General features: G+C 66.1%; 21 protein-coding genes. 12 read left to right on the top strand and 9 right to left on the bottom strand.

Translation table 11 applies throughout. From position 1 onward, the window contains the following. Window positions 1-26: 26 nt before the first annotated feature. From JNB89_RS05325 to JNB89_RS05295, 7 genes are all read right to left on the bottom strand, one after another. Window positions 27-908, bottom strand: coding sequence for a DUF58 domain-containing protein (locus JNB89_RS05325; RefSeq protein ID WP_220361533.1), 882 nt, complete (start codon window positions 906-908; stop codon window positions 27-29). Window positions 909-911: 3 nt separating this feature from the next. Further along, window positions 912-1,931 carry an AAA family ATPase gene (locus JNB89_RS05320; RefSeq protein ID WP_013342908.1) on the bottom strand — a complete coding sequence of 340 codons (1,020 nt, stop codon included), beginning with the start codon at window positions 1,929-1,931 and terminating at the stop codon, window positions 912-914. Window positions 1,932-1,983: 52 nt separating this feature from the next. After that, window positions 1,984-2,973 carry a LysR family transcriptional regulator gene (locus JNB89_RS05315; RefSeq protein WP_013342907.1) on the bottom strand — a complete coding sequence of 330 codons (990 nt, stop codon included), beginning with the start codon at window positions 2,971-2,973 and terminating at the stop codon, window positions 1,984-1,986. Window positions 2,974-2,984: 11 nt separating this feature from the next. Then, window positions 2,985-3,761 (bottom strand): hypothetical protein, encoded by a 777-nt coding sequence (locus JNB89_RS05310; protein ID WP_431026576.1) that lies wholly within the window; start codon window positions 3,759-3,761, stop codon window positions 2,985-2,987. Between the two features lie 119 nt (window positions 3,762-3,880). Further along, the gene (locus JNB89_RS05305) at window positions 3,881-4,792 is read right to left on the bottom strand and encodes a substrate-binding domain-containing protein (protein WP_220361531.1); all 912 of its coding nucleotides are present in this window, start codon (window positions 4,790-4,792) and stop codon (window positions 3,881-3,883) included. Window positions 4,793-4,822: 30 nt separating this feature from the next. Beyond that, window positions 4,823-5,242, bottom strand: a complete 420-nt coding sequence (locus tag JNB89_RS05300) for a c-type cytochrome (RefSeq protein WP_013342904.1) — start codon at window positions 5,240-5,242, stop codon at window positions 4,823-4,825. Between the two features lie 115 nt (window positions 5,243-5,357). After that, on the bottom strand, window positions 5,358-7,175 hold the full coding sequence (locus JNB89_RS05295) for a methanol/ethanol family PQQ-dependent dehydrogenase (protein WP_135891433.1): 1,818 nt from the start codon (window positions 7,173-7,175) through the stop codon (window positions 5,358-5,360). 513 nt (window positions 7,176-7,688) lie between these two features. Here JNB89_RS05295 and JNB89_RS05290 point away from each other — a divergent pair. The 9 genes from JNB89_RS05290 to JNB89_RS05250 all read left to right on the top strand — a co-directional run bounded on the left by JNB89_RS05290 (window position 7,689) and on the right by JNB89_RS05250 (window position 16,040). Next, on the top strand, window positions 7,689-8,096 hold the full coding sequence (locus JNB89_RS05290) for a 4a-hydroxytetrahydrobiopterin dehydratase (RefSeq protein ID WP_220361530.1): 408 nt from the start codon (window positions 7,689-7,691) through the stop codon (window positions 8,094-8,096). Between the two features lie 159 nt (window positions 8,097-8,255). Beyond that, a complete protein-coding gene (locus JNB89_RS05285; protein WP_220361529.1) occupies window positions 8,256-9,296 on the top strand; it encodes a beta-ribofuranosylaminobenzene 5'-phosphate synthase family protein in 1,041 nt (346 codons plus the stop codon). A 96-nt stretch (window positions 9,297-9,392) separates the two neighbouring features. After that, a complete protein-coding gene (locus JNB89_RS05280) occupies window positions 9,393-10,346 on the top strand; it encodes an NAD(P)-dependent methylenetetrahydromethanopterin dehydrogenase (protein WP_013342900.1) in 954 nt (317 codons plus the stop codon). Window positions 10,347-10,427: 81 nt separating this feature from the next. Continuing rightward, entirely contained in the window at window positions 10,428-11,705 is a 1,278-nt protein-coding gene (locus JNB89_RS05275; RefSeq protein WP_220361528.1) for an ATP-grasp domain-containing protein, read from the top strand. Further along, a complete protein-coding gene (gene mch / locus JNB89_RS05270) occupies window positions 11,680-12,711 on the top strand; it encodes a methenyltetrahydromethanopterin cyclohydrolase (protein WP_220361527.1) in 1,032 nt (343 codons plus the stop codon). The genes JNB89_RS05275 and mch overlap by 26 nt, the downstream gene beginning before the upstream one ends. Beyond that, window positions 12,708-13,763, top strand: coding sequence for an ATP-grasp domain-containing protein (locus JNB89_RS05265; RefSeq protein WP_220361526.1), 1,056 nt, complete (start codon window positions 12,708-12,710; stop codon window positions 13,761-13,763). Before mch ends, JNB89_RS05265 begins: the two co-directional genes overlap by 4 nt. Next, on the top strand, window positions 13,747-14,859 hold the full coding sequence (locus JNB89_RS05260; protein ID WP_222858893.1) for a triphosphoribosyl-dephospho-CoA synthase: 1,113 nt from the start codon (window positions 13,747-13,749) through the stop codon (window positions 14,857-14,859). Before JNB89_RS05265 ends, JNB89_RS05260 begins: the two co-directional genes overlap by 17 nt. Before the next feature lie 143 nt (window positions 14,860-15,002). Next, window positions 15,003-15,512 carry a formaldehyde-activating enzyme gene (fae, locus tag JNB89_RS05255; protein ID WP_013342895.1) on the top strand — a complete coding sequence of 170 codons (510 nt, stop codon included), beginning with the start codon at window positions 15,003-15,005 and terminating at the stop codon, window positions 15,510-15,512. Window positions 15,513-15,614: 102 nt separating this feature from the next. After that, window positions 15,615-16,040: a hypothetical protein gene (locus tag JNB89_RS05250; protein WP_220361525.1), complete on the top strand. Its 426-nt coding sequence runs from the start codon at window positions 15,615-15,617 to the stop codon at window positions 16,038-16,040. Window positions 16,041-16,332: 292 nt separating this feature from the next. Here JNB89_RS05250 and JNB89_RS05245 read toward each other — a convergent pair whose 3' ends face one another. Then, entirely contained in the window at window positions 16,333-16,899 is a 567-nt protein-coding gene (locus JNB89_RS05245) for a dihydroneopterin aldolase (protein WP_220361524.1), read from the bottom strand. A gap of 430 nt (window positions 16,900-17,329) precedes the next feature. Here JNB89_RS05245 and JNB89_RS05240 point away from each other — a divergent pair, with 430 nt between their 5' ends. From JNB89_RS05240 to JNB89_RS05230, 3 genes are read left to right on the top strand one after another with little or no spacing between them, the layout of a single operon-like run. Continuing rightward, window positions 17,330-19,489 carry a sigma-54-dependent Fis family transcriptional regulator gene (locus tag JNB89_RS05240; protein ID WP_220361523.1) on the top strand — a complete coding sequence of 720 codons (2,160 nt, stop codon included), beginning with the start codon at window positions 17,330-17,332 and terminating at the stop codon, window positions 19,487-19,489. Further along, window positions 19,486-20,064, top strand: a complete 579-nt coding sequence (locus JNB89_RS05235; protein WP_135891424.1) for a flavoprotein — start codon at window positions 19,486-19,488, stop codon at window positions 20,062-20,064. Before JNB89_RS05240 ends, JNB89_RS05235 begins: the two co-directional genes overlap by 4 nt. Before the next feature lies 1 nt (window position 20,065). Further along, window positions 20,066-21,448, top strand: coding sequence for a DUF6513 domain-containing protein (locus tag JNB89_RS05230; RefSeq protein WP_220361522.1), 1,383 nt, complete (start codon window positions 20,066-20,068; stop codon window positions 21,446-21,448). Between the two features lie 37 nt (window positions 21,449-21,485). Here the strand turns inward: JNB89_RS05230 and rpe are convergent, their stop codons facing one another. Further along, window positions 21,486-22,280: a ribulose-phosphate 3-epimerase gene (gene rpe, locus JNB89_RS05225; RefSeq protein WP_220361521.1), complete on the bottom strand. Its 795-nt coding sequence runs from the start codon at window positions 22,278-22,280 to the stop codon at window positions 21,486-21,488. Window positions 22,281-22,289 lie beyond the last annotated feature (9 nt).

Raw genomic sequence — 22,289 nt, 5'->3', positions numbered from 1 at the left:
GCGCAGCAAGCCTCGCTCTTGCGCGCTCATGCCACCGCCTCCAGAAAGTAACGCGACATGGCCTCCGGATCGAAAGCGCTTTCTATAAAGAACGGCTGTATCGCGCGCTTGCCGAAGGTCGCCGAAAGTTCGGCGCGGCGTTTTGCTACGCCTTCGCGCCAACGCTCGCGCACACTGCGGCTCAACCACAGCGAGCGCTGCTTGCCGGACTCGGCGTCGCTAACCGCGAGCAACGGGCCGCCCGCAGGCGGTGCTATCTCGGCGGCGTCCCACACGACAATGGGCACCACATACGCATGCACCAGCAGATCGAGCACAGCGGGCAGCGCAGTCAGCGGCCAATGAAAATCGGAGACCAGAAACACCAGCGCCTGCCGGCCCGCGATACTGGACGCGACGCGCCGCAACGCTTCGCCGGAGCCGGCGCCGCTGCTCGACACTGCATTCACGCTGGAGCGCGCGTTCTCGCGCAGCATCGTTGCCAGAAGATTGCCGATGCCCCGGCCCGAGCGCGGCGGCATGAAAAGATCGTCGCGCGCGCGCTCGTCGAAGGCCAGCATGCCGAGCGGGTCGCCAACGCGATATGCGCTGTATCCCAGCGCTTCGACAAAATCCGCGGCGACCTCGAGTTTGGTTTGGTGCGTGCCGAAGCGCATCGACGCGGACACGTCGACAAGCACCTGCACCGGCACCGCGGCGCGCTGCAAATGCACCCGCACGAGCCATTCGGAACGCGCCGCGCGCACACTGGCCCGCAGATCGAGGCGACGCGGATCGGGATAGTCGAACAGGCGGCCGTGCATCGCGAACTCCTGGCCAGCACCGAAACTCGAGCCGCGATGCGAGCCTGGCCGAACGCCCGCCGAACGCATCGGCAAACGGTAATGAAACTCTGCGACGGCGTTCATGGCTCAGGGCACGGCCAGTTTGCCGACAATCTGCGCGATCAGCGCCTCGGCCAGTTCCTGGCGGCGCAATTCGTAGATCGGCGTGAAGAACACGCGGTGGCCAAGCGCGGGCAACAGCACCGCATGAATGTCCTCCGGAATCAGATGGGTGCGGCCCGCTAGCCAGGCGACCACGCGCGCCGCACGCAGCAGCGCGCTCATGCCGCGCGGACTCGCGCCAGCGAGAACGAGCCGCTCCATCTCCACGCCCTCGAGCGCGATGCCGAAACGCTGCGGCGTTTCGGTGGCTTGCCAGATGTCGAGCACATAGCGTTCTATCGTTTCGCTTGCCTGCACGCTGTGCTGGATCGCAGCACCGATCTGGTTCAACTGCTCCCACGGCACGATGCCGGCAGACAGGCGCGAGAGCAACCGGTCCACGTCGTGATAATCGGCGTCGAACACGAGCGCGCGGCGTACGTCGGCGTCGTCGGGCGTCGGCATACCCAGTTCGAACAGAAAGCGATCGCGCGCAGCCGACGCGAGCTCGAAGGTCTCTTCCTTCTCCACCTTGTTGCGATCGGCGAACACCGTCATATGCGGAAAGCGGTATTCGCGGTCGAACGCCCATACAGAGCGCTCGGCCATCGCGCGCAACAGCAGCGACTGAACCTGCGGACGCGCGCGATTGATCTCGTTGAAGAAGAACGTGGTGAGCCGCTCGCCGTGCCGTAAAAGCGGCCCCGGATCGATACGCGGCCGGCCTTCTGCATCGACGTACGTGTGATAGACGAGGTCGCCCGGCATCAGGTCGATGGTGCCTTCCACCCGCTCGAACTCGCCGCCCACGACACGCGCAAAGGCGCGCAACACGGTCGTCTTGCCGACGCCCACGCCCCCCTCCAGCAGCACATGGCCGCGCGCAAACAGCGCCACGGTAATGAGCCGGATCACCTGCGGCTGACCGATTACCGCGCTCGCGACCTGTTCCTCGATTTGTAGCGCGTGCAGACGCCAGTCCTGAAGCTGTTCGCTGGAACCCATCGGTGCAATCTCCTATGACGGGCAAACACCGCGCCGTCGGCAAAAATGTGCTTCACGCAGATGCATCGTCGACCGCCTTTTGCAGGACCTTCGCAGACTTGCCGGGCAACGGCACGAACGGCGCATACTCGCGCTCCAGATAGGCAGCGGCCTCTTCGAGCAGAAATTGCCGGAAGATCATGCAGGTCGGCGAAAGCTGCTTGGCGCGCAAATGCACGATCTGCCACGTGCGCTCGATGGGCGTGCCGTTCACATCGAGCACGGCCAGTTCCTTGGTACGCAATTCCAGCAGCAACGTATGCAACGAAATGAGGCTCACGCCCATACCCGCTATCACCGCCTGCTTGATGGTTTCGTTGCTGCCCAGCGTGACGACTTTGGCGGGCGTGAAAAGATGCTGCCTGAACATGTCCTCGGCGGCCATGCGTGTGCCTGAGCCGGGTTCGCGCAGCAAGAACGTGTCGCCGCGCAACTCCTGCAAGTCGAAACGCCGCGCCCCGGCAAGCGGATGATCCACCGGCGCGATCACCACTTGCGGATGCCATGCAAGCGGCTCGCTCGTCGTATCGAGCTCGGGCGGCGGGCGTCCCATGATTGCCAGGTCGATTGCGTTGTCCTGCAGGAGGCGCAGCAGTGCGTCCCGGTTACCGACCGAGAAGTGCACGTCTACCTTGGGGTAGATATGCGAATACATGGCGAGCAGCTTGGGCGCGAAATACGTTGCCGAACTGACGATGCCCACCGCGAGCGAGCCGCTGTCGGCCTGCTTGAGCGACGTCATCGCGTCTTCGGCGTCCTTGATTTCGCCGAGAATGCGGCTCGCGTGATGGCTGAACCGCTCGCCCGCCTCGGTCAACGACAGCTTGCGCGAGATGCGCTCGAAAAGGCGCAGGCCCACGGCCTCTTCGAGTTGATGAATCTGCATCGACACGGCCGGCTGCGTCAGATGCAATTCCTCGGCGGCGCGGGCGAAGCTCGTATAGCGGCTTGCCACGACGAAAATCTGCAACTGACGCAGCGTGAGCGAGCGGACGAAATTCACGGCCGTGCCCGCTACCGGCTCGCGCGCGGCGCGTTCGACGGCTTGACGGACTCGTTCGGCGAATGCGGCGCGCCGGGTGCATTGCCCGCGGGCGGCAGCTTGCGCAGCGCGGCCTGAAAGCTGAGCGTGCGGCTTTGCAGCGGATGCGCGAAATCGTTGTTCGCGCCCGGCACGTCCGTGCGAATCAGCGCGACCTGGCCCGGCACCGTAGTCGAAATCACGAACGTATAGCGCTTGCCCGTGTACTGCGCAAAACGCGCGGCGTTGGGGTCGTCGAGAAACGGCTGCACGACGATCTGCTGCGCCTTCACCGGCTTGCCGTCTATCTGGCTCGTCACCGTTTCGATCTTCGGGCCGGCCGCGAGCGCGAGCCGCACGCGCTGCTGGAAATAGCGGCGCTTGCCGCCCGTCAGATGCTCCATCTCGGCAATGTCGCGCTCGAGAAAATAGATGATGACGGGATTGCACTGCAAACCGCCGTTCGGCAACGGCACTGCGCCGGTGTGGTCCGACACCTGGGCGTCGCCCTTCGCGTTGTCGGGACTCGTCACCAGCACCTTGACGGTATCGCTGCCGTGCGCGGGCGGGTCCGAATTGAGCAGTGCATAGTCGAGCTCGGTTTGCTGGGCGATGCCGTGCAGATGGTCGGTGGTGAAGATCAGCCGCTCGGCGGGCGAAATCTCGCCAGTGCCGGGCGCAGGCGCGGCCGCCTGCACGGTGGCGGGAAAGCCGACCGCAGCTGTCATGCCGATAGCGCCCGCTACGGCGGCAGCGCCGATCGCACGCATGGCACGCCTCGCACCCATCACCCCCGCTATGCTCGCGCCGCCTGTCGCACATGCAAGGCTCGCCGCGCACGCCGCGAGCGCGCGCCGTGCTCCGCGGCATAAAGCGCCGCGCCACGCCGTCATGGCGAGGCGTCCGCGGGTTTGCCCGCCGGCGCGTCGACGGGCTTGAGCAGCGGCACCTCATAGCTCGTGAGAATGCTGTCGATCTTGTCGTGATTCGCGCCGATCCATTGATCGACCTTGTCCTTCCACGCTTTCTCGCCGTAGCGCACGCCCATCGAAATCGTATAGTCGAACCGGATGCCGGGGGTGGCCGGGAACGGCACGAGCTTCACCGAATCGCCGGAGCGCTTCGCGAAGTAGCCGGCAATCGGCCCCCACAGGAACACCACGTCGACATTGCCCGCCTGCAGATCGCGCTCGATCATCTGGCCGGGATATTCCTGTGGATCGCCGCTTTGCACCCGATACGACACCGCCTGATCGATCAGGTTGTGACCGAGCAGCCAGTCCACGGCAGGCGTCTGCGTGAAAATCCCGAAGCGCAGCTTGTGCAACTGGTCGGGCGGCAGCTTCAGCAGATCGTCCGGCGTGTTGATGCCGGCGAATTCGGGCCGCTTCTTGAACACCATCGCATAAGTGGAGCGCATATACGGCTGCGTGGTCGAGGTCAGGTCGTAGCCTTTCGGCACGCCGATAATCAGATCGCACTTATACGCGCCGGTCTCCGGCACCTTCTCGCGCAACGTGTGGCGGACGAACCCCATGCGCTGCGGAAAGTAGGTGTATTCGAGCTTGTAGCCGAAGTCGCTTGCCATCTGGCTCGCGATGCGGTTCTCGTAACCCTCGCCCTTGTTGTTCGACAGCGGCATGTTGTTGGGGTCGGCGCAAACGCGCAGCACGCCGTCGGCGCCGTCGTTGTTGGGCAGCGCCTCGCCCTGGGCGCGAACAGCGCCGCTTGCGAGCGCCGCGTAGCACAGCGCGCCCGCGACGAGCGCGGCATGCGCGTGCATTGATTTGCGATGACGCATCGAGCACCTCCTGAAGTAGAGCCGCCGCCGTTATTTCGCGTCGATGGCCTGCAGATCGCCGGGCTTGATCTGCCCGTCCGAACGCCCTTTCAGATAGGCGTAAAGGTTCTCCCAGTTCTTTTGCATCATCTGGCTGGAACTGAAGTCGGGCATGCCCTTGTCGACGCGCCCGCCGAATACGGTGCGATGGAACTCGTTCTTGTCGAGCGTCTTCAACGCCTCGACGAGCGACGGCCCCACCATGCCCTGCTGCTGCGCGCCGTGGCAGCGCTCGCAGGCAAGCGCGCGCCAGGTCTTCCATCCTTGAAACGTATTGCTGTCCACCTTGCTGCCGTCGACCACCTTGTACGCCACCTGGGCAATCGCGGGATTGGTCTGGGCATACGTGACAGGCAGCACGACGAAAAGGACGGGCAGTGCCGCCCGCAACAAGATTGATCGGCCTTTCATATGCAAATGTCTCCTCAAGGTAGGACCGCGCCTCGCTGCGTTTCGTCGACGCATGGCGAGGACGCGGCCCCGATGACTTCGACCAGCTACTGCTGGCCGCTTGCTGCTGACCCTGTTAGCTGTTGCCGCCCGGAATGGCGAACACGAACAGCGTGCCGCCGAGCGCCGTGTACTTCGCAAGCTCGCGATAACCGCCCACCGCGCCCAGACCTTCCGTCGACTTCTCGAGACCCGCCGCCATGCCGATGCCGGCCCAGCCGCCGATGCCCGAGTACACGCCCACGTACTGCTTACCCTGATACTGGTATGTGAACACGTTGCCGATAATTCCCGACGGCGTCTTGAAGCGCCACAGTTCCTTGCCGTCCTTGATGCGCACTGCCTTCAGGTAGCCTTCGAGCGTGCCGTAGAACGCAATGCCGCCAGCCGTGGCGAGCGCGCCCGACCACACCGAGAACTTCTCCGGCTTGGACCAGACGATCTTGCCTTTGGCCGCATCCCACGCGATGAAATTGCCCATCGCCTTGTTCTCGTTCGGACCGGGATACATGGACAGCGTGGCGCCCACATACGGCTGACCCGACACGTAGTCGACATCGAACGGCTCGTAATCCATGCAGACGTGGTTGGTCGGCACGAGGAAGAGGCTCGAGTTCGGGTCGAACGCTGCCGGCTGCTGATCCTTCGAGCCGAGCGCCGCCGGGCAGATGCCCTTCACGTTGTGATCCGAGCCCGCTGCCTGCGTCGAATACGCGACGTTGCGAACCGGCTTGCCGCTCTTCAGATCGACGCTGTCGGCCCAGTTCACGGCCGGATCGTACTTCTGCGCCACCAGCAGTTGGCCGCTCTCGCGGTTCAACGTGTAGCCGAAGCCGTTGCGATCGAAGTGAACGATGGCGGGCACTTTCTTGCCGTCGATCGTCAGGTCGGACAGGATCATTTCATTCACGCCGTCGTAGTCCCACTCGTCATGCGGCGTCATCTGATAGACCCACTTCGCCATGCCGGTATTCAGATCGCGCGCGAAGATGGACATTGACCACTTGTTGTCGCCCGGACGTTGCGTCGGGTTCCACGTGCCCGGATTGCCCGTGCCGTAGTAGACAAGGTTCAGCTTCGGATCCCATGCATACCAGCCCCACGTGGTGCCGCCGCCGAGCTTCCACTGATCGCCCTTCCACGACTTCAGCGACGAGTCCGCACCCACCGGCACCATCTTGCCGTCGGTGTAGGTCATCGTCTTGTCGGGGTCCATCAGCATGTCCTTGTCCGGACCGGTGCTGTACGCCGTCCAGGCCGGCTTGCCGGTCTTGATGTCGTAGGCGATCAGGCGTCCGCGCACGCCGAACTCGCCGCCCGAGATGCCCGTGAGCACCTTGTCGCCGAATACATGCGGCGCATTCGTATTGGTTTCGCCGGCCTTCGGATTGCCGTTCTGCGCGGTCCACACCACGTCGCCCGATTTTGCGTCCAACGCGACGAGCTTGGTGTCGGCCTGCTGCAGGAAGATCTTGCCGTCGCCATAGGCAAGCCCGCGATTGACCGTGTCGCAGCACATCACGGAGACAACCGAGTCGTCCTGTTTCGGTTGGTACTGCCAGATGAAAGTCTGATCCTTGAGGTTGATCGCTATCACCTTGTTAGGAAACGGCGAGTGGATATACATGGTGTCGCCGATCACGAGCGGCGCGCCTTCATGGCCGCGCAGCACGCCGGTCGACATGGTCCATGCGACCTGAAGTTTGCCGACGTTGCTTTCGTTGATCTGCTTGAGTGGACTGTAGCGGTGATTCGCATAGTCGCCCGCCTGCGTCGCCCAGTTCGACGGACTTTTCATGACACCGTCGAGCTGCGGATCGGCCTGTGCAACGATAGAGCTCAAGGCTGCCGACGCGAGGATCGCGAGCCCAAGAACCGTGGTGCGTAAGTTCATGTCTCCTCCAGAATGGTCTTGCTGTTCAACTCACGAATGACCCACGCTACCTCGTCGCACCGGGCGCGCCTCCACGGAGCAGGGTAACGATCAGCGCCATTCCCAATCGTTGTCGGGTTTCGCGGCGCATGACGGCCAACGCATATTCCATGCCGGTGCGGCAGCATCGCTGCGCACGTACGCCGCCACTACGCGGTGTGCATAACGACGCGCGCTCATCGTGCACCACGCCGCGCGCCGCGCGCCGGGCACCGCCGGCATCGACGTGCGGCGCGTGCGTCGCGCGGTGATGACGCGCACGACGCGACGACGGTGTCACGTCGTGACGCCACGCTCTCGCGGCATGTGGAACATACTGTGTCATGGTCCGGTACGAAGCGTGTCCGTCCCGAGGCACGCCGCGAACCGGCCGCCGCGGCGCGAGAACGACGCACGAGCGCCAGTCGCGTGCCGCATCAATTGCAGCGCAACATGAGGTTTCCCGATCGATCCAACATCCGCTAAGGAGCGCCCATGGCAAGCACAGAGAAGGTCTATTCCGACGACGAGATCCAGCAGCGTCTCGTCGGACCGCTACAGCACTGGTATCTCGAAGACGGCTGGCTGCGGCGCAAGTACCGCACCGAAAGCTGGAAAGGCACCTTGATGGTGGTGAACGCAGTGGGCCACCTCGCAGAGGCCGCGTGGCATCACCCCGATCTGACGGTCTCCTATGCATTCGTGATCGTCAAGCTCAAGACGCATTCGGCAAAGGGCATCACCGACAAGGACTTTGCGCTCGCGAGCAAGATCGAGTCGTTCATCCAGTGGCAGCCCGGCACCGAGGGCGGTCCACTGGAAGGCACACCCGGCGACGACCAGCGCTTTCGCTACATCAAGTACGACGCGGCGAAGCCTTCACGGGCAGCCGAGCAAGGTTGACCCGCGCATCGTGCGGCGGTGCTGGTACGGCTTTCGCTTGACGTCGTGCGCCGCCTGCCGCGAGATCCGACATGCCGTCGCCATGTCTCCCGCGATGCGGCGCTTGCGGCTCATGCCCGTTGAGCCCCATCGAGTCACGCACGAACAAGGACACTCGCGATGCAGCTTCACGTTCGCCGCCTGCCGCCTGACGCCACCGTAACGGTCGATGCCCCCGCGCGGCTGCATCTGGGCTTTCTCGATCCGAACGCGTCGCTCGGCCGCGCGTTCGGCAGCGTCGGACTCGTGATCGACGGCAGCGGTACTCGCATCGAAGCACGGCTCGCGGAGCGCGACTCGGTAGGCGACTCGATAAGCGGCGCAATAACGGATGGAGAACGCGAGCGCATTGCTCTCTGCCTCGAGCGGCTGCATGCTGGCTATGACCCAACTCCGGTCGCAATCGAAGTCACGCACACGCCGCGCGCGCACAGCGGGCTCGGCTCGGGCACGCAACTGGCGCTCGCGGTAGGCATGGCGTTCGTGCGCCTGCTCGGTCATGTCGCGACCACGGCCGAACTCGCAAGCCTGCTCGGCCGCGGCGCACGCTCGGGAATCGGCGTGCTCGGCTTCGATTCGGGCGGCCTGCTGGTGGACGGCGGACCTGCCGGCGATCTGCGCCAAGGCGTGCCGCCGCTGCTCGCGCGCCAGCCGTTTCCGGAGAACTGGCGCGTGCTGCTGGTGAGCGACACGGCCCGCGAAGGTCTGCACGGAGCCGAGGAGCGGCGCGGCCTTGCGGCGCTCGCGCCATTTCCGCAGAGGCTCGCCGCGCATCTGTGCCACCTCGTGCTGATGAAGATTCTGCCCGGCGCCGCCGAGCGCAACATCGTGCCGTTCGCGCACGGCTTGACGGAGATGCAGCAGACCATCGGCGAATATTTCGCGCCCGTGCAAGGAGGCGTGTTCACGAGCCCCGGCGTCGAACGTGCGCTGCGTGCCGTGGCCGCGCAGCGCACGGCAGGCATCGGCCAGAGTTCGTGGGGGCCGACAGGCTTTGCGATTGTCGGCAGCGCACGCGACGCCGAAGGCGCGCTCGCCACGGCACGCGAGGCGACTCGCGGCATGCCGCATATCGAGTGCGCCGTGGTGAGCGGACGCAATCGCGGCGCGACCGTGCGCTCGAACGAGGCGCGGCAGCAACGACACGTCGGCGCAGCATGAGGTGTTTTTATTCCGCGGCGCAGCGCATATCAGCCCGTCCCCTGTCTTACGTCCGTTGTGCAGTCCACGACATCGCCACCGAAACGAGTCCCTGCCATGTCCGACACTACTGAAAAACTCGCGGAAAAACCCGCGGAAAGGCCCTACATCCTGCACATGTTCACGGCCACGCCGCAGATGAGTCCATTCGACGTCAACATGGCCGCCGACGCCGGCTACCAGGTCATCGTGCCGTATTGCAACGTCGACGCAGGCATGGTCGGCAATCTCACCCAGGACGCGATCTTTTCGCGCGGGCCGAAAGGCGTGGCGCGCACCGGCATTTTCATTGGCGGACGCGACGTGATGCTCGCCGCCGACATGCTCGACACCGCCCGCAAGGCGATGGTGCCGCCGTTCGAGGTCTCAGTGTTCGCAGACCCGAGCGGCGCCTATACGACCGCGGCCGCGCTCGTCGCGCTCGCCGAGCGGCATCTCGCGAAGGCGTACGGCATGGAACTGGGCGGCAAGCGCCTGCTGATTCTCGGCGGCACGGGCGCGGTCGGGCGCGTGGCGGCCGCCATGGCGGCTTCGCTCGGCGCGGATGTGTCGATTGCGAGCCACACCGACGCGGCGCGCGCCGCCCGCGTGAGCGACGAGCTCAATCAGCGCTTTCAGATCGTGACCAAAGGCGTGGGCACCACGAACCCGGCCGAACTGCGCGCGGTGCTCGGCGAGGCCGAGATCGTGCTCGCGACCGCCGTCGCGGGCGTGCAGGTGGTGAGCCGCGAGGACCTCGCGCACGCACGCCAGCTGCTGATCGCCGCCGATGTCAACGCCGTGCCGCCCGAAGGCATTGCCGGCGTCAACGTGATGAACGACGGCAAGCCGATCGACGGCGTGCCGACGGCGGCCGGGGCCATCGGCATCGGCGCGCTCGCCATCGGCAATGTCAAGTATCAGGTCGAGCACCGGCTCTTCACGCGCATGCGCACCGGCGGCAAACCCGTGTACCTGAGTTTTCCGCAGGCGTTCGACGAGGCCCGCGCCGTCGCGGCGGGCCTTGGTTGAGCGGCGCGCCATGCGGCAGGTGCACTGCATGTCACGCGTGACGGGCCGTCGAAGCGGGCTCGCTGCACTGGCGGAGCAACCATGATGGCCCGTTCCTCTGCAACGCGTGCGCCGTTCGTCGCGGTGGCGGGACTGTCCGCGCGGATGCTCGCCCAGTCCGCCGCCCGCGCGGGCTTGCGGGTCGTCGCGCTCGACGTGTTCGGCGACCGCGATACCCGCGAGGCCGCGGAACTCTGGTTCGACATTGGCGGCGGCCCCTTGTCGATCGACCCCGAGAAGCTCGCCGGGGCGCTCGCGCGCTGCGCGCGCCTGCCGGGGCTGATCGGCTGGATCGACGGCAGCGGGCTCGAGCCGTTTATCGCGCGCTTGTGCGAGGCTCCGGGCCTGCCTCGCTTCATCGGCAATGCTGCGCAGGCAAGCGCTCAGGTGCGCGACCCGCGGCGCTTTTTCGCGCTGCTCGACAAGCTGGACATTCCGCATCCACCGGTTGCCTTTACGTTGCCCGCCGCGGCCCCGGGCTGGCTGATGAAGCGCGCCGACGGCTGCGGCGGCACCCATGTCGAGCCGCTTGCCACGCTTGCCACGCTTGCCACGCTCGCCGGCAGCGGACGTCCCGCGCAAGAGTATTTCCAGCGGCACAGCCGCGGCCACCCGATGTCGGCGCTGTTTCTGGCCGCGCGCGGCAGCGCCCGGGTGATCGGCTTCGCACAACAACTGACCTGCCAGATGGGCACGCTGCCCTTCGTGCATGCCGGCTCGATCGGCCCCGTCGACTTGCCGCCCACAGTGGAGATACGTGTGCGCGCGGCGATTGCCGCGCTTTGCGCGCGAGTCGGACTTGCCGGCATCAATAGCTGCGACTTTCTGCTCGACGGCGAGTCGTTCGAAGTGCTCGAAATCAACACGCGCCCGTCTTCGACAATGACGCTGTATGAAACCGCCTCGCCTGACGCCTGGCCCCGCGGCCTCGTTGCCGCGCATATCGACGCGTGCCGCCACGGCCGCCTGCCGCCCGAGCCCGCGCCTGCCATCTGCCGTGCCGGCCAGCAGGTGCTGTTCGCGCCGCAGCCGTTTGCGGTATCGCAAGCCTTCAGCGACGCCTGCGCGCGCGATCCGCGCTGCCGCGACGTGCCGATGCCCGGCACGCGGATCGAAGCCGGCCAGCCGGTCTGCACGCTGCTCGCGCACGCGCCTTCCGTGGATGCGGTCCGGCTCGCGCTCGACGCGCAGCACACACTGGTTCTGCAACGCATCGAAAGCTGCCGCGAACCGTTGCAAGCGGCCTCGCCAGCCTCTCCTGCCTCGCTACCCACGCCCTTTCGTGAGCCCGACCGTGACTTCATCCCCTGCCACTCCTGACCCTGCCCGCCCGCCGCTCGCGGATGCCGCCGCGCTGAGCGTCAACGCGCTCAGCGAACGTCTCGTGACGCGTCTCGTCGACGATGCGCCGCGTTTTGGCGCAGCCGTCAGTCGCACGGAGAACGGCACGGTGCTGGTGGACGCGGGCGTGAATGCGCCGGGCAGCGTCGCCGCCGGCGTGCTGATCGCGCGCATCTGCATGGGCGGCCTCGGCCACGTGACCGTGCGCGAGAGCCTCGACGCAAGACCGCTGTGGCCGAGCACGATCGAAGTGCGGACCTCGTGGCCGGTACTCGCGTGCCTCGGCAGCCAGTACGCCGGGTGGAGTCTCGCCGCCACCAAGGAGCAGACCGGCGGCAAGAAGTTCTTCTCGCTCGGCTCTGGGCCGGCGCGGGCGCTCGCCGTCAAGGAGCCGCTTTTCGCGGAGCTCGGCTACCGCGACCGTCATGAGCGGGGCACGCTGGTGCTGGAAGTGGACCGCCTGCCACCGCAGGTCATCGTCGACAAGGTGCTCAACGACTGCGCGCTCGCTCCGCAGCAGCTGACACTTGTCACCACGCCGACACACTCTGTGGCGGGAACGGTGCAGGTGGTGGCGCGGGTCGTGGAGGTTGCGCTGCACAAGACGCATGTGCTCGGCGTCGCGCTCGACGAAGTGGTCGAGGCCGGCGGCTCTGCGCCGTTGCCGCCGCCCGCGCCCGACGGCATTCAGGCAATGGGGCGCACCAACGACGCGATCCTGTACGGCGGCCGCGTGCATCTCACGGTCAAGCATGACGCGGTGGCAAGACAGCTCGCCGCGGAACTGCCGGCCTCGAACTCGCGCGATCATGGCCGCCCGTTCGCGGACATCTTCACGTCGTTCAACTACGACTTCTATCAGATCGACCCGGCGCTGTTCGCACCCGCCGAGGTGTGGGTAAGCAGCCTCGAAAGCGGCGCGACATATCACGGCGGCGCGGTCAACGCGGATCTGCTGCATGCGCAGTGGAGCGGCAAGCCATGAGCCCGCCGTTGCCGCTCGCTCGCGCCGAAGGGGACGCCGACGCCAACGCAGCAGGCGCGCAGGCCCCGCTGCGCATTGCGATCATGACCGACGAAACCGGCTGGCACACCGGGCGCCTGAAAAAAGCGTTTCGCGCGCGCGGCGCCGACGCGCGTTGCGTCGATCTCGCCGACTGCCGGATCGACACGACATGGCAGCCGCATGGGCTGATGCTGCCGGGTTTTGGCCATACGTTGCCCGACGCGGTGTTCGTGCGCGGCATTGCCGGCGGCACGTTCGAGCAGGTCACGCTGCGCCTCGGCATTCTGCACGCGCTGCGCGAATCGGGCGTGCCGGTCTATAACGACGCGCGCGCAATCGAGCGCAGCGTCGACAAGTCGATGACGAGCTTTTTGCTGCACCGCCACGGCGTGCCCACGCCCGCCACATGGGCGGGCGAATCGGCCGCGTTCGCGCAACGCGTGCTGATGCGCGAAGCCGCGGCCGGCCGCCAGGTCGTGCTCAAACCACTGTTCGGCTCGCAGGGCCACGGCCTCAAGCGGCTCGGCGCGCGCCGCACGGCGCCGGCCGTGCTCGCGCCGCTGCCTTCGCTCAGACCGTATAGCCAGGTCGCGTACCTGCAGCGTTATGTCGACGGCGGCCGCGCTGGCTTCGACTGGCGCGTACTGGTGATCGGCGGGCGTGCGGTGGCGGCGATGCGGCGCCTCGGCGGCAAGGGCTGGATTCACAACTTCGCGCAAGGGGCGAGCTGCGAAGCGGCGGAACTGACCGCGCCGCTCGCGCAAACCGCCATACGGGCGACCGAGGCACTCGGACTCGACTATGCGGGCGTGGATCTGATTCCCGATCCGCACGACGCCGCCAGACCGCTCGTGCTCGAGGTGAACGGCGTGGCAGCGTGGCGCGGCCTGCAATCGGTGACGCCGGTGGACGTGGCGGCCGCGCTCGTCGACGACCTGCTGTTTCGCAAGCTGCCGGCGCAGCGCGGCGCGCGTGCGCTTGCTGCAAGTGGCGACGCGTCGGTGGTAGCGCTGCATGGACGCCATGGCTGAGCCGGCGCGCGGACCACGCGAGTCGGGCGCAGCGATGGGTCCGGCGGATCGCCGTGCCGGAGAGGGCGGCGCTTCGTCATCTCCTGGTGACGGTGCTTCATCCGCTCCCGGTGACGGCGCTTCGCCCTCTCCCGGCAAGGTCGACGCTTCATCCTCTCCCGGCGACGACCGCGCTCTCCCCGCCTGCATCGACGAGCGCGTTCGCGCAGCCACAGCCGACGAGCACGTTCGCGCCGCCTTCGTCGACGCGTGCCGACTCGACGTCGAAACAGCGAAGCCCGGCAACGTCAGCGTGGACAGCGAGGGCCACGGCATGAGCGCGGCGCAGTTCGTCGCGAGCGCCGCGGCCGCCGCCGACGCGCTGCTCGCGCGCGGAGCGTTAGTGGGCCAACGCATTCTGGATGCCGTCGCACGCACGCGCGCGGCCGTCGGCTGCAATACGAACCTGGGCATTGTGCTGCTGATCGCGCCGCTCGCAGCCGCGCTCGAAGAAGTCCCGCGGCCGCTCGGCGCGCAAGCCTGGCACGCCGCCACCGAGCGCGTGCTCGCGCGGCTCGACATCGACGACGCGCGTCTCGCGTACCGTGCAATCGCCCTCGCGAATCCTGGCGGTCTGGGCGACGCGCCCGAGCAATCCGTGCATCACGCGCCGACGGTCGGCCTGCGCGACGCAATGGCGCTTGCCGCCGCGCGCGACAGCATTGCCCGTCAGTATGCCGAGGGCTTTCGCGACATCTTCGAAACCGGGCTCGCCGCGTTGCGCGAAGTTCCGGCCGCTTCGCTGCACACGGCGACGCTCAACGTGTTTCTGCGCTTCCTTGGCACCTGGCCCGACTCGCACATTGTGCGTAAGCACGGCGCGGCCGTGGCGCAGAGTGTCACGCTTGCGGCACGCGCAAGGCACGCGCAGTGGCTGCGCACGCTCGACGAAGCGGGCAGCGCGGCTGCCAGCGTGCCGCTGCGAGCGTGGGACGCCGAACTGAAGGCCGCCGCCATCAACCCCGGCACGAGCGCGGACCTGACGGTGGCCACGCTGTTCGTCGCGCTGTGCCTCGCAGAGCCGCGCCACTCGGGCGGCTCGCGCCACGCGCCCTGAACACCAGTGCGCTGCGTATTGGCACGGATTCTGTTAGTGAATGCCATCGTGCATCAACCGCCGCCCGCCGCTCGCGGACCAGGAGCGTGACGGGCGGCATGTCATTCAGTCGGCAAGTCCCCACCACTCATCGGAGGAACAGCATGGCCAAGATCAACCGCGTCCTGATAGGAGAGTCGCTCGTCGGCGACGGCAACGAGGTCGCACACATCGACTTGCTGATGGGACCGCGAGGTTCCGCTGCGGAAACCGCATTCTGCAATGCGCTTACCAATAATAAGGATGGCTTCACATCGCTGCTCGCGGTGGTCGCGCCTAATCTGCTCGCAAAGCCCAATACGATCCTCTTCAACAAGGTGACGATCAAGGGCGCGAAGCAGGCGGTGCAAATGTTCGGACCCGCGCAACATGCAGTTGCGCTGGCAGTCGCCGACAGCGTCGAGGACGGCACGATCCCCGCGGACGAAGCCGACGACCTGTTCCTGTGCGTCGGCGTCTTCATCCACTGGCAGGCGGAAGACGACAAGAAGATTCAGGAGTACAACTACAAGGCCACCCGCGAGGCGATTCAACGCGCGGTAAGAGGCGAGCCGACGGCTGCCGAGGTCGTGTCGAAGAAGAGCAGCGTCGCCCACCCGTTTGCACCGAACTGATGGAGGATCCAAGGCCCGCGCCATGCGAGCGGCACGCGCGCAGCGCGGCCGCGCGGGCCCGTGGGCTTCCGCCCCGGTGCCATTGCTCTAAAGAGGCATGAGATGACCCTAACATGTCGCGCGCTCGCGGCCTGCGCCTGCATGGCGCTTGCCGCGCCGCTCGCCTGGGCGGACGGCGCGGCGCCGGCCGCAGCGGCCGCAGCGCCCGCAGCCGCCCCGGCAGGCGGTTACAACTATCCGACCACGGGGCGCGTCGAATACGTGCTCACATGCATGGACGAAAACGGACACGACTTCGCGAACGTCTACAAATGCTCGTGCGTGATCGACAAAATGGCCACCGCACTGCCCTATGACGAATTCGTCGACCAGTCCACGTTTTCCCGCTACGCATCGCTCGGCGGCGAAGGGGGCGCCGAGTTTCGCGTCGACCACGCGAAGGCGCAGACCAAGAAATTCCGCACGTTGCAGGCCGATGCTTACCGCAGTTGCGGGCTCGGCGGCGACAAGACGGCGGCGTCGAAATAGCGGCTAAGGCAATAGCGGCTGATGCGGCGGGCGGTGGCCGTTGCGTGCGAAGTGGGTGGTTAGGCACCAGCCGTTTGACACGTAAGCGGCGCTTCGTTGCACACCAGCCGTTTGTCACCTGCGCGGCACCTGGTTGGGCACGCAGCCGTTTGTCACCTGCGCGGCGCCTGGTTGCGCAGACAGCCGTTTGTCACCCGCGTGACGCCTGGTTGCGCACTCAGCCGTTTGTCGCGCACCCAGCGCCCTGTTTGCGCAAGCGGCGCCGAACCGGCCGCCGCCAATCGCTTTCGTGTCAGTTTGGAATCAGCCCTTCGCCGAGCGACGCATAATCCGCGGGACCGCCTTGCGCATTCGCCGCCTTCGGCATATCGCTGCGCTGCCGTTCTATCTGCACGCCGACAGCCGTGACGTCGTCGAATTTGGCCGGCTTGGCCAGCGCCACGCGCACCCAGTGGGCGCCAAAATCATTGATCAGCAGCCGCGCCACCGCTTCGGCGAGCGCTTCGAGCAGACGCACGCCGTGCGACTCGAGCAGCGCGTGCAGCGCGGCGCGCACCGCTGCATAGTTGATGGTGTCCTCGATGCGATCGGTCGCGCACGCGCGAATCGCGGGCACGCCGATGGCAAGATTCATCCGCACCGGTTGCGGCACATGCAGCTCGCTGCTATCGATCCCTATAATCGTCTGACCGATAAAGTTTTCGATGAACACAATGTCCATGCGACCCGCCGGCTTGTCCGCGGGCACGCCGGCCGACGGCGCCTCCACGGATGCACCCCACGGCGCGCTCGCGCGGGGCGCGCCGGCATCGGCGGCAACGGAAAAGCTGGCGAGGCGAACAGTGTCGATACGGTCCATGGTGTACTCCGCCGCATAGCGGCAACAAGTTAAAAGACACAACCCGGGTAAACGCAGGTAGTACAGGATGAGCCGCACGCAGAGCAGTGTGCGTCGCGAAATCCCGGCTAGCGGCCCGTTGCGGCGTGCCCTCCATCAAAGCAAAAAACGGGCACAGCCTGTACTATTGATGCGACTTCGTATTGAACACGAACGACATCGGGCGTAGAGTTTTAAGCCAACGCCTGACAAAGGCCAGACGCGATACAGATAGCAGGCACATAGCAGGCTGATTACTCACTGCGCATACGGACCCAGAAGCCGCGGCGCGAGGGGATGACATTATCGATAAAGCGGCACGCGTAGACGCGCACTGCACAGCCCCGCGAAGGCAGCACCCGCGGGAGCAGCGCAAGACGCGCATGAATGTGCCGCAACGGAGACGAACCCCATGTCGTTGCTCGCTGACAGCTCCATGCACGTCCGTGAAATCTTCAACGTCGTCAACCATCAATTGGCGACGCGGCCGACGAGCGAGCCCGTCGCTCAGTCGTGGGCGCGCTGTGTGAATGAATTCCAGCTCGATCCTTCCCGTTTCGTCACGCCGCCCATCCTGACGGAGTACGAACTAAGCGCGCGCCGCGAGGCAATGGGCGACCTCATTGCCTGTTCGAAGCTGGAAATGACCACGCTCTATCAACAGTTGGCCGATCCGGAACTGGCAGTGGTGCTGGTCGACGCGGGCGGCGTGATCGTCCACCAGGTATCTTCGGTGCCGTTTGCCGAGGCGGTGGCTTCGGACGGCTTTCGCGTCGGCGCGCTGTGGAGCGAGCGCGAAGCCGGCACCAACGGCATGGGCACCTGTCTCGCCGAGCGCGACTGCATTGCCGTGTGCCAGCACGAGCATTTCTATCCGCGCTATACGTCCCTCACCTGCTCGGCCGCGCCGATCTTCGACGACAGCGGCGAAATAGCCGGCGTGCTCGACGTGACGAGCCGCTCGAAGCTGTTGCAGCAGCACTCGCTGGTGCTCGTGGGCATGTCGCGGCAGATGATCGAAAACCGGTTGATCGACGCGCGCTACCGGCACGCGAACATGATTCATTTCCACAGCCGCCCTGAATTCGTCGGCACGCTGCACGGCGGCAAGCTCGCGGTCGCGGACGACAGCACCGTGCTCGCCGCAAACCGCAGTGCGCTGTTCCAGCTCGGCTTCCGCTCGCTTGGCGAATTGCGCGGACGGCGTATCGAAGAGGCGTTCAACGCGTCGCTCGAGGACATGATCGCGCGCAGCATTCGCGGCTCGTTCCATCCGGTCACCGTGTACAGCGCGAACGCGACCAACCGTTTCTTCCTGATTGCGCAGACCGCGCAAAACGCCGCCGGACGCGGCGCACGCGTTGCGGTCGCGGCGCCGGTGCCGCGCACGAGCACGAGCACACCGGAAAAGCGCGCGCCCGCGGCCCGGCTCGACGAAATCGCGCATCTGGAATTCGGCGACCCGCGCATGGCCTCGCAAATCCAGTTGGGCGCGCGCGTGGTGCAACGCAAGATTCCGATCATTCTCAGAGGGCAAACGGGCACCGGCAAGGAAGTGTTCGCCCAGGCGCTGCACAGCATCAGCCCGCTTTCGTCAGGGCCGTTCGTGCCGGTCAATTGCGCGTCGCTCCCGGAGAACCTGATAGAGAGCGAACTGTTCGGCTATCGGGCCGGCGCGTTCACCGGCGCGCAGCGCGAGGGAAGGCGCGGCAAGATCGTGCAGGCCAACGGCGGCACCCTCTTTCTCGATGAAATCGGCGACATGCCGCTGGCTTTGCAGGCGCGCCTGCTACGCGTGATCGAGGAACACGAGGTCACGCCGCTCGGCGCCGAAACAACCGTCAAGGTCAACTTCCAGCTGATCAGCGCGAGTCACCGCAATCTGCTCGAACTCGTGCACAGCGGCCAGTTCCGCGAGGATCTGTATTACCGGCTCAAGGGCGTCGAGCTCAATCTGCCGCCGCTCGCGGAGCGGGTCGACAAACTTCCGCTGATTCATCATCTGCTCGAAGCCGAAGCCGACGGCGATCCGCCCGAACTGACGAAGGAAGCCGAGCAGGCATTGCTGAGCTATGCGTGGCCGGGCAATATCCGTCAGTTGCGGCACGTGTTGCAGATGGCGATCGCGCTATGCGACGGGCAGCCCATCCGCTGCGACGATCTGCCGGCCGAGGTCACGCAGCGTGCGCCGGACCTGCCGCCGCCGGCCGCTTCACAGGCCGCTTCACAGGCCGCTTCGCAGGCCGCGCCATACACAGCGGCGCCGCCTGCCGCGAATGCCGACGACGACGCCGATCTGTCCGCGCTGAATGCAATCCAGTTGAACGAGCGCGAGACGGTGCTAACGCTGCTCGAGGAGAATCGCTGGAACGTCAGCAATGTGGCAAAGGCGCTCGGCATTAGCCGCAACACGCTGTACCGGAAGATGCGGCGGCTGCATATCCGCCTGTCGCACGACGGCTCGGCTAATGACGCCGCGGAAGCCGACGACGCAGCCGACGACCCGGCACCGCACGCAACGGCCGCCGAAGCGTTCCCGACGAACGCCTCGCGCGACACGCATCACGCATGACCGAGGCGCCCGCTCGCAAGCTTGCGGACTTCAAGCCCGACGCGCGCTTTGCATGGTGCGTGACCGGCTCCGGCCATCTGCTGGAGGAGTCGATCGAACTCGCGCTGGCGTTGCCGCGCACGGACCTCTTTCTCTCCGCCGCCGCCGAGGAAGTGCTGCCTCTCTACGGCTGGAAGCTGCCGAAGCTGCGCGAGCGCTTCAACGTGTTCCGCGACAAGAGCGCGAGCGGCGTGCCTGTCGGCATGCTGTATCACGGCATGTACCACACTGTCATCATCGCGCCGGCCACGAGCAATACGGTGGCCAAATGCGCGTTCGGCATCTCGGATACGCTGCCCACCAACATGTATGCCCAGGCGGGCAAGCAATGCATTCCGGGCATCGTCTTTGCATGCGATACGGAGCCGACCGTGGTCACGCAAAGCCCCAATGAATGGGTCGAACTGCGGCCGCGAGCCATCGAACTCGACAACGTGGAGCGCCTGTCGCGCTTCGAATACACGAGCGTGGTGCGCTCGCTGGATGAACTGAAGACGGCGCTCGATCAACGGCTCGCGACGCTCCAACTCGCATGACATGGACCACATCGTCTTCCTGACAGGGCGGCTCGCAGAAAAAAGCCTCGCGCGCGTGCTCGAAAGCATGGCGCCCGCGCCGTTCAGTTGGGAGATTCGCGAGATCGGCCTGCAGGTCGCCGCGCTCATGACGGCCGACATGATTCGCCGCCGCGTGTCCGCGCCACTCGCGGCGCAGCGCGTGATCGTGCCGGGACGCTGCCGGGGCGACCTGGCCGCGCTCACCGAACACTACGGCGTGCCGTTCGAACGCGGCCCCGAAGAAGTGAAAGATCTGCCGCAATTTTTCGGCCGCGAGGCGAAGCCCGTCGATCTGTCGCGCTACGAAGCGCAGATCTTCGCGGAGATTGTCGATGCGCCTCGTCTCGATCTCGACGGCATTGCCGCGCGTGCCCGCGAGTATGCGGCGCAGGGCGCGGATGTGATCGACATTGGCTGCCTGCCCGAAACGCCCTTTCCGCATCTCGAGGATGCGGTGCGCCGCCTGAAGGCCGAAGGCTATCGGGTCAGCGTCGACTCGATGCGCAGCGAAGAACTATTGCGCGGCGGCCGGGCGGGCGCGGACTATCTGATGAGCCTGAACCTCGACACGCTGTGGATCGCCGACGAAGTGCCGTCCACACCGATTCTGGTCGCACGCGATCCGCACGACCCCGCGTCGCTCGACGCCGCCATCGAACGGTTCGCCGCGCGAGGCCGCGCATTTCTCGCGGACCCGATTCTCGATCCCATACCGTTCGGTCTGGCGACCTCGATCGCTCGTTATGTGAGGCTGCGCGAACGCTACCCGGACGTGGACATCATCATGGGCATTGGCAACGTGACCGAGCTCACGGAGGCCGACACGAGCGGCATTCACGCGGTACTGCTCGGCATGGCCGCGGAGCTTCGCGTGAGCGCCGTGCTCACTACCTCCGTGAGCCCGCATGCGCGGCGTGCGGTGCGCGAAGCGGACGTCGCGCGCCGCGTAATGCACGCCGCACGCGAGGCGCAAGTGCTGCCCAAAGGCATCAACAGCGATCTCGCGACCGTTCACGCCAGACGCCCCTTCCCCTACAGCGCGGCCGAAATCGACGAATTCGCCCGCGATATTCGTGATCCTAACTTTCGCGTGCAGATCAGTGCCGACGGCATCCACGTGTACAACCGCGACGGTCATCTCAAGGCCGCCGATCCGTTCGCGTTCTATCCGCAGCTTCATCTCGAAGCCGACGGCGGCCACGCGTTCTATATGGGCGTGCAGCTCGCGCGCGCAGAAATTGCATGGCGCCTCGGCAAGCGCTTCGATCAGGACCAGCCGCTCGACTGGGGCTGCGCCGTCGAGCGGCCGGAACAGGATCTGTCGGCATGGTGCGCGCCCGGCGAAACGATGAAGAAGCGCTAAAGGCTTTCGCGCGGAACTGCCTGAACCTGCGCGCTCTTTAGCGCGCTTCGGCCAAAGCGCCCGTGCTGCACTCGCCGCGCTCGCTGACTTGCGCCTGTTCGCCCCGCATCTCGCCACCCGTTTCGCCACCCGTTTCGCCGCCCGTCTCGCCATCCATCCCGCCGCGCAATTGGCCGCGCATTTCGCCAATAGCCTGCGCATAGTCATGCGCACCGAACACCGCCGAACCCGCCACGAATACGTCCGCGCCCGCTGCCGCGATCTGCGCGATGTTCGACGCCTTCACGCCGCCGTCCACTTCGATCAGCAGCGCGCGACCGGTGCGCTGCATCGTGGCATCGACGCGTTCGCGCAGCGCACGCAGTTTCGCGAGTGTCTCCGGTATGAACGCCTGGCCCCCGAAGCCCGGATTCACCGACATGACCAGCACCACGTCGAGCCGCTCGATCACATGATCGAGCACCGCAAGCGGCGTGGCGGGATTAAGCGCAAGTCCGACCCGCGCGCCGTGGCTTCTGATCAGTTCAATGGTGCGATGTACGTGCAGCGACGCCTCGGGATGAAAGCTGATCGTGTTCGCGCCCGCCTCGGCAAACGCAATGACGAGCGGATCAACCGGCATGGTCATCAGGTGCACGTCGATCGGCACGCGCGTATGCGGGCGGATCGCGGCGCAGACGAGCGGCCCGACGGTCAGATTCGGCACGTAGTGGTTATCCATCACGTCCAGGTGAATCCAGTCCGCGCCGGCCGCGGTGACGTCGCGAATCTCGTCTGCAAGCCGCGCGAAATCCGCCGACAGCAGTGAAGGAGCAATCAGAAAATCACGCATGGCTCTCTC

The sequence above is a fragment of the Paraburkholderia phenoliruptrix genome, from assembly GCF_019511605.1.
Classification (GTDB): Bacteria; Pseudomonadota; Gammaproteobacteria; order Burkholderiales; family Burkholderiaceae; genus Paraburkholderia; species Paraburkholderia phenoliruptrix_A.
This window is presented reverse-complemented; position numbering and strand designations above follow the sequence as displayed.

Excerpts from the sequence above, each read along its gene's own strand:
- JNB89_RS05325 (WP_220361533.1), bottom strand. The coding sequence starts at position 908 with ATGAACGCCGTCGCAGAGTTTCATTACCGTTTGCCGATGCGTTCGGCG.
- JNB89_RS05320 (WP_013342908.1), bottom strand. The coding sequence starts at position 1,931 with ATGGGTTCCAGCGAACAGCTTCAGGACTGGCGTCTGCACGCGCTACAA.
- JNB89_RS05310 (WP_431026576.1), bottom strand. The coding sequence starts at position 3,761 with ATGCGTGCGATCGGCGCTGCCGCCGTAGCGGGCGCTATCGGCATGACA.
- JNB89_RS05305 (WP_220361531.1), bottom strand. The coding sequence starts at position 4,792 with ATGCGTCATCGCAAATCAATGCACGCGCATGCCGCGCTCGTCGCGGGC.
- JNB89_RS05300 (WP_013342904.1), bottom strand. The coding sequence starts at position 5,242 with ATGAAAGGCCGATCAATCTTGTTGCGGGCGGCACTGCCCGTCCTTTTC.
- JNB89_RS05295 (WP_135891433.1), bottom strand. The coding sequence starts at position 7,175 with ATGAACTTACGCACCACGGTTCTTGGGCTCGCGATCCTCGCGTCGGCA.
- JNB89_RS05290 (WP_220361530.1), top strand. The coding sequence starts at position 7,689 with ATGGCAAGCACAGAGAAGGTCTATTCCGACGACGAGATCCAGCAGCGT.
- JNB89_RS05285 (WP_220361529.1), top strand. The coding sequence starts at position 8,256 with ATGCAGCTTCACGTTCGCCGCCTGCCGCCTGACGCCACCGTAACGGTC.
- JNB89_RS05280 (WP_013342900.1), top strand. The coding sequence starts at position 9,393 with ATGTCCGACACTACTGAAAAACTCGCGGAAAAACCCGCGGAAAGGCCC.
- JNB89_RS05275 (WP_220361528.1), top strand. The coding sequence starts at position 10,428 with ATGATGGCCCGTTCCTCTGCAACGCGTGCGCCGTTCGTCGCGGTGGCG.
- JNB89_RS05265 (WP_220361526.1), top strand. The coding sequence starts at position 12,708 with ATGAGCCCGCCGTTGCCGCTCGCTCGCGCCGAAGGGGACGCCGACGCC.
- JNB89_RS05260 (WP_222858893.1), top strand. The coding sequence starts at position 13,747 with ATGGACGCCATGGCTGAGCCGGCGCGCGGACCACGCGAGTCGGGCGCA.
- fae (WP_013342895.1), top strand. The coding sequence starts at position 15,003 with ATGGCCAAGATCAACCGCGTCCTGATAGGAGAGTCGCTCGTCGGCGAC.
- JNB89_RS05250 (WP_220361525.1), top strand. The coding sequence starts at position 15,615 with ATGACCCTAACATGTCGCGCGCTCGCGGCCTGCGCCTGCATGGCGCTT.
- JNB89_RS05245 (WP_220361524.1), bottom strand. The coding sequence starts at position 16,899 with ATGGACCGTATCGACACTGTTCGCCTCGCCAGCTTTTCCGTTGCCGCC.
- JNB89_RS05240 (WP_220361523.1), top strand. The coding sequence starts at position 17,330 with ATGTCGTTGCTCGCTGACAGCTCCATGCACGTCCGTGAAATCTTCAAC.
- JNB89_RS05235 (WP_135891424.1), top strand. The coding sequence starts at position 19,486 with ATGACCGAGGCGCCCGCTCGCAAGCTTGCGGACTTCAAGCCCGACGCG.
- JNB89_RS05230 (WP_220361522.1), top strand. The coding sequence starts at position 20,066 with ATGGACCACATCGTCTTCCTGACAGGGCGGCTCGCAGAAAAAAGCCTC.
- rpe (WP_220361521.1), bottom strand. The coding sequence starts at position 22,280 with ATGCGTGATTTTCTGATTGCTCCTTCACTGCTGTCGGCGGATTTCGCG.